4 protein-coding genes and 2 pseudogenes are annotated in these 6,479 nt (G+C 66.8%); 3 read left to right on the top strand and 3 right to left on the bottom strand.

Annotation, left to right across the window (positions count from 1 at the left end):
* The 3 genes and pseudogenes from GA0070215_RS27660 to GA0070215_RS27650 all read left to right on the top strand — a co-directional run.
* Positions 1-211 (top strand): annotated as a pseudogene (locus GA0070215_RS27660) (IS701 family transposase); the annotation flags it as partial.
* A gap of 161 nt (positions 212-372) precedes the next feature.
* Positions 373-774 (top strand): hypothetical protein, encoded by a 402-nt coding sequence (locus GA0070215_RS27655; protein ID WP_091051773.1) that lies wholly within the window; start codon positions 373-375, stop codon positions 772-774.
* 583 nt (positions 775-1,357) lie between these two features.
* A complete protein-coding gene (locus GA0070215_RS27650) occupies positions 1,358-2,512 on the top strand; it encodes an ISAs1 family transposase (protein WP_244167183.1) in 1,155 nt (384 codons plus the stop codon).
* Positions 2,513-2,627: 115 nt separating this feature from the next.
* Here GA0070215_RS27650 and GA0070215_RS27645 read toward each other — a convergent pair.
* The 3 genes and pseudogenes from GA0070215_RS27645 to GA0070215_RS27635 all read right to left on the bottom strand — a co-directional run.
* Positions 2,628-3,710, bottom strand: a pseudogene (locus tag GA0070215_RS27645) (ISL3 family transposase); the annotation flags it as partial.
* 808 nt (positions 3,711-4,518) lie between these two features.
* Entirely contained in the window at positions 4,519-5,508 is a 990-nt protein-coding gene (locus GA0070215_RS27640) for a hypothetical protein (protein ID WP_091051765.1), read from the bottom strand.
* Positions 5,509-6,178: 670 nt separating this feature from the next.
* Positions 6,179-6,479: transposase (locus tag GA0070215_RS27635; protein ID WP_141708283.1), on the bottom strand; the 301-nt coding region annotated here is incomplete at its 5' end.

Genomic DNA, 6,479 nt, shown 5'->3' with positions numbered 1-6,479 from the left:
GACCACACCCGACCAGCCACCACCGGCCGATCCCGGACTGATCCCGCTCACCGTGCCCGAGGTCGGACGACTCCTCGCCGACGCCCTGCACCACCCACCACCACCAGGACACGCCATCGACTGGCTCACCTGGCGACGCCGACACCAGGCCCGCGCCCGCTGGCACCACCAACGCACCCGCCTCAACCGCGAATACGCCCTGCTCACCTAGCAAATGGCGGCTGCCGTACTAAGTGCCCGAACAAGTAAAAGAAGACTTGGTTGGTAGGAGACATGATCCGGAGTCGGCGTAAACGTCACCCTAATGAGTCCAGTCCGGAACGTATTCAGGCGGCTCCCCGAACGTTGATGGGTCGCTTTCTGCTAGCAAGCATGCTTCGCCACAAGAAGGAAAGCGATCACCTCGCCGCAAAGTTCAACGAGTTCAGTTCTCTTGCGTCGGCTCACGTTATGATTGCTTCCTTTGAGATCGCAGTCGGGCATATGTTTGAGCCTGGGGCTGATCTCGATGAGATCAGCATCTTCGTTTCGGATATGCGTCGTGGTTTCGGCTCGGAGGTTCCCTCCCTTGAAACAGAGGCTCTAATCCGGCATATGCTCGGCGAAGACATTGCAATTGACGACCTATCGGTGAGAATCAAGACGGCCGCCATGATTTTTACGCTGATGGCATGGGCGGACTTCCAGCAGCGTGACGAGGCTAAGGCGACACACCTCGTGCGAGAGGCAGAAGAACGTGCGTTCGAGCGAGGGCATCAGCCAGAACTAGCCTAACGGTGCAGGCCGAACTAACTTGACCTTTAGCCAACGGCGGTCCTATGGGGAATGGCTACACCTTGGCGAGCCACTGGCCACGCTGAACCTTCCCGACCCGGCCGTACTTCGCAAGTGCGTCGGGCCCGCGCGAGGGGAACCGTGCCCTTTCGGTCAGATGGCGGCGGTTGCCCGCCGAGATTGGGGAGCAGGTTGGGAGCGGACGGAGGCCCTGAACGGCGTTGAACAGCGTCCAACGCCCCTGAACGGCATCCAACTGCACCCACCGCGACCTGCGAGTTCTCGTTTCCGCAGGTCAGAGTCGTGGCAGCGTCCGCTTTCACACAACTGCACTCAACGGCACTGAACAGCAGTGAACGGCAGTGAACGGCAGTGAACGGCAGTGAACGGCAGTCTATGTCGCCTGGTCAGGGCTCCGGCAAGGTAGCGATATGACCGTTGCGAGTGGTTGGTGGGGGACACTCCGGATCATGGTGGTATTGAGACAAGCGCGGCCTTTCGATGATCATCCAGGTGTCGAGTCTGGGAAGATCAAAGAGGACCACGCCCGTTGGGATCATCATCGCTGATTGACGTTGTGACCGTGCACGCGGACCGCCTGGACGAGCCGGTGCCGGTCGGGCGCCGGTCGAGCCTGGTCACGGCGTTGACGGCGGTGCCGGACCGGCGAGACCCTCGCGGTGTCGTGCATGCGTTGCCCGGAGTCCTGGCCACGGCCGTCGCGGCGGTGCTGACCGGTGCCCGCTCTGCGGCGGCGGTCGCGGAATGGGCCGCTGATGCGCCGCAGCAGGTCCTCGCTGAACTGGGCGTGTTCCGAGATCCGTTCACCGGGGTGTATCGGGCTCCGGACGAGTCCACGTTCCGGCGAGTCCTGGCTGGCGTCGACGCCGACGCCCTGGACGACACAGTCGGCCGGTGGGTCCTTGCATGCCGACCGGCGGCGGGCACCGGGCGACGGGTGTACAGCGTGGACGGCAAGACGTTACGCGGCAGCGGCACGGCCGGTGCCCAGGTGCATCTGCTCGCCGTGCTGGACCAGCACACCGGGACGGTCCTGGGCCAGGTCGACGTCGACGGCAAGACCAACGAGCTGACCCGCTTCCAGCCGCTGCTGCGCCCCCTCGACCTGACCGCGGTGGTCGTCACCGCCGACGCGCTACACACCCAGCGCGAGCATGCCCGCTGGCTGGTCGACGACAAGAACGCCGCCTACGTCTTCACCGTGAAGCGCAACCAGCCGCGCCTGTATCACCAGCTCAAGACTCTGCCCTGGGCGAAGATCCCGACCCAGGACGAGACCAGCACCCGCGGACACGGCCGCCACGACATCCGCCGCCTGCAAGCAGTCACCTGCACCGGGCCGCTCGCCCTGGACTTTCCCCACGCCGTGCAAGCACTACGGATCCGACGTCGACGGCTGAACCTGGCCACCGGCCGCTGGTCCACCGTCACCATCTACGCGATCACCAACCTGACCGCCGGCCAGGCCGGCCCCGCCGACCTGGCCGACTGGCTGCGCGGGCACTGGGCCATCGAAACTCTGCACCACATCCGCGACACCACCTACGCCGAAGACGCCAGTCGCCTCCGCGCCGGCAACGCACCCCGCGTCATGGCCACTCTGCGCAACACGGCGATCAGCCTGCTCCGGTTGACCGGCATCACCACCATCGCTGCAGCCCTACGCCACAACAGCCGAAACCCGTACCGGCCACTCCAACTACTCAGGCTCGCCTGAAGCGGTCATATAGCTACCTTGCCGGAGCCCTGGTCGCCTGGTAGGGCAGTACTGTCAACGCTGGCTGAATCTTGGCTCTGGCACATATTCTGTGATTGATCTTCGCGACGACGGCTCATGGGGTGGTCGGGACGCGTTTGCGGAGGAGGTCGAGGTTCGCGCGGCCATACATCTGTCGCTTGATCGTCTTGATGCGGTTGACCTGGCCTTCGACGGGGCCTGAGCTCCAGGGCTGGGTGAGGCCGGCGACGACGGCGTCTCGATCGCCGGCCAGGCCTGCGGCGAAGCCGCGGATTTCGGGGTAGCCGGCGTGGCGGGCTCGGTTGATCCAGGCGTCGAGGTGCTGCCCGGTGCCCTGGTGGCGGACCAGGGCGGCGAACCCGCGGGCGAGGTCGGCGACGGTGTCGAGGTCCGGGCAGCGGCGGCGGGCGTCGGCGAGGTCAGCGCGGTCGTCGTCGGTGAGTTTGTGGCCGGGGCGCATGATCCAGGCGGTGATCCGCCGGGCCGACGGCACGCGAACTGCGGTCGCGAGGGCAGGCCGGGAGCGGTTGATGGTGAGCCAGTCCCGCAGCACCCGCAAGCTGCCTTGGTAGCCGCGGGCCACGATCTCAGCGTGCAGCACGGCTGTCTGGTGGACGCCGTCGGTGAGGCGTTGCCGCAGGTAGGAGTGGAACGGGGCGAGGATGCTGGGGCGGCTGCTGGCGTTCGGGCCGATCAACGCCTCGGCGGTGGCGGCGTGGGCGTACTTGCGGGCGGTTCTGACGTCCATGTCGGGGTGGCGGGCGGTCGCGCTGATGGACAGCCCTTCGGCGCGCAGGGCGTGCACGGCCGCGTGGCGTTGGCGGGTGTTCGCCGCTCGACGTCCCGTCCTGACCGGCTCGTCGGCCGGGGCGACCAGGACGGAGGTCGGTTCGGTGCGCAGGCAACGGCGGTGTCCACGGATGACTTTCTCGACGGTGTCGCTGAGGTTCTTTAGCAGGTGCCACCGGTCGGCGACCTGGATCGCGTCGGGTGCTCCCTTGCGGGCGCCGTCGGCGTAGCTGCCGCCTCGGTCGCGGCAGATGATCTGAACACCGGGATGGTCGTGCAGCCAGGCGGCGAGGGTGTCGGCGGTGCGGTCGGGCAGAACGTCGATCGGCCGGCGGGTGTGCATGTCGAGCAGCACCGTCGCGTAGCGGTGGCCACGACGGCGGGCGAAAAACCCCGCACGGCGCCCGCACCGTCTGCGTCGCCGCGTCGATCCTGACCGCAACGCCTCGAACCACCACCGCTTCCAACCCCAGGCCCGTCAGGTGCGGCAGCAACGCCGGAATGATCTCCATGCCGGCACCCAACCCGAACCACCGACGAGCGCGACTCACAAAATGTGTGCCAGAGCCAGTTTTCAGGCGGAGCCGACAAGTACCCGCAGGTCAGTGCCGTAGGAGCTTGGGGCGGCTCGGGCCTTGCAGGTGGGTGCAGATTGGGCGCAGGTTGGCGAAGTGGTCACCACGTCCGAAGTGGTCACCACGACCTTACGCACCGGAGCGCTCTGGCCTGCGGCGATGCGGACGAGCGGTTCGGCGTGACCTCCCGGAGAAGACCGAAGTGGTCAGCGTCGGTTGGTCCTCGCCTCGCTGGCGCCCGCCTGTCGTTCGAGCTCTGCTGGCCCACCCTCGGGGCCTGAGTTACATCGACGCGCGGCACTGGTCGCAGCCATCACGGAGTCGTCAGGAATTCCGAATGCCGAGACTCGGATCCCATTGGCAATCCTCCGATCAGGACTTACTGGACGGTGACCTCTTCGGCGACGCCGAAGCTGTCGCGTGTCGGCCGGGGCGCCTCCATGGCCGCCTTTTCAGCCGCAAGCTGGGCCGCCACTTCCCGAGTAGCGTAGTCCCGCGGCCGGCCGCCAGCCGCCGGTACACCGCGGCGTGGCCGGCGACCGCCTCCGCTCCGGCGCCGCCTCTACCGGCGGCCGTGGACTTGGAGCGAGCAGCTCTACCCTAGCTAGCAGCGCCTTCCGTTCAGCTGTCGCGGGACTCGTGGTACGACCGGTAACGGGGCCCGTCGGGATGTCCCTTGCCGCGATACACCTTGCCGTCCCTGATCTCGAAGTACGGGTCACACCCCGATGGCTGTTCCACTGGCTCGCGACCCCAATAGTCGGCGGTCGCGGCGCGGGTCCAGAACCAGATGGCCACGAGCACGATCCAGCCGGTCTCCAGCAGTGCCCACAGCCGCTGCCCCGGGTCCACCAACCACAGTCCCAGTCCGAAGAGGGTGGGCAGGACCAGGACGGCGCCCCAGGCGACCCGGGCCGACCGAGCGATCGCCCCAATGACCAGCGGGAACACGAGGATGTGGAACAGTTCGCCGAACAGCACCGGTTGCGGGTAGATCGCGTCACCCGACTCGTCGTAGAGCGGGGTGGTGGGGTTGAAGGTCGAGTAGAGGACCAGCACGGAGATGAGCACCTTGACCTGGAGGAACCGTCGACGTCGACGGGCGTTCGGCAGCACGCCTGAGGTCTCGGGAGGTAACCGGAGCAGGTCCAGCACCCGGTGCCACCGATCCGCATGGACATCCGTCGGTGGTACCGGGTCGACCAGGCCGAGGCGTCGGGCCCGGAGCACGTCGACCGACTGGACGGTGAGTAGGAAGAGCTGGGCGTAGACGAATGCGATGACGGCGGTGGCCGTGCTGACCAGGAGCGAGCCCGACGGGCTGCTGGGGGTCAGTCCCGCGGCCAGTACCAGTGGGGTGACGCCGATCGGCCAGACCGGCCACGGCACCTGGTCGACACCCCATACCGCTACCGTGCCGAGCAGGAGCAGCGGTGAGATGCCGAAGGCCGACAGGAGCCAGACGAAGTTTCCGGACGCCAGAAAGTTGAGGGTCAGCAGGGTGATGACGACGAGTGCCCAGGCAACCGCCCCAGCTATGGTGAGCTGCGCGGGCCAGCGGTGCCGGAGCCGTTCCAGCACCTGCTCCACGGCGTCCATCAGCGGGTTCACCGCTTCAGCAAAGCAGAAGCAGCCACCGCAGTGGATCCCGTTTATTGTCCCCAAGCGACCGGCTGCACCCCCGAATGCAATCCGACGCACAGCGCGTGTCCCCCGCGTACCGGTGGCTCAGCGTCGAGGCGCGGACCGGGCTGGCGTCGTGGGCACCGATGACGCGGCCCGAGCCGCGTGGATCCGCGCCGACGACTACCCGATCCTGGTCGACTAAGCCATCCGGATCTGCCGCTGATACGGCCGTGGCAATCGTGAGTTGGCCCGGGTGATGCTCAGGTTTGCCTACCACCTGCAGGGCCTCTCCATTCCAGCCCGACGGCAGCACCCTGTGACGATCCCGGGATCGGGGGAGCAGGTTGGGAGCAACAGGGTGTACTCAACGGCCTCAACCGCACCGAACGGCACCCAACGGCGCGCAACTGCACCCATCCCTGCCTGCTGTTTCGCGTTTTCGCAGTTCAGAGGCAGTGCGGCGTCCCGCTTCACACAACTGCACTCAACGGCAGCGAACAGCAGTCAACGGCACTCAATGTCGCCTGGTGGGGGAGTGTCCGCAGGTCAGGCCGGTAAAGGGCTTGTGGTGGCTCGCACCTTACAGGTGGGTGCAGATTGGGTGCAGGTTGTCGAAGTGGTCACCGCACCCGAAGTCAGGGCCCCGGCAAAGTCGTCAGGTGACGCCGAGGAGTGCCAGCGGGCGGGTGCTGTCGCGGGCGTGATGGCGGGTGCCGGCGGCGATGTTGGTGATTCCGGCGGTGCGGAGCGCGCCGATGGCGGCGTTGCGTAGGGCGGCCATGACCTCGGGTCCGTTGCCGGTGCGGATCTGGCTGCGGTCTTCGTCGTAGGTGACGTCGCGGACCCAGTGGATCTTGTTTTCGATGTGCCAGTGCCCTCGGATCCAGGCGGCCAGTTGCGCGGGTTTCGCTTGGTGCACGGGTAGGTCGGTGATGGCGTAGACCGTTTCGGTGGTG

The sequence above is a fragment of the Micromonospora marina genome (assembly GCF_900091565.1).
Lineage (GTDB): Bacteria > Actinomycetota > Actinomycetes > Mycobacteriales > Micromonosporaceae > Micromonospora > Micromonospora marina.
Note: the sequence above shows the minus strand (reverse complement) of the source record. Positions and strands in the feature narration are given on the sequence as shown.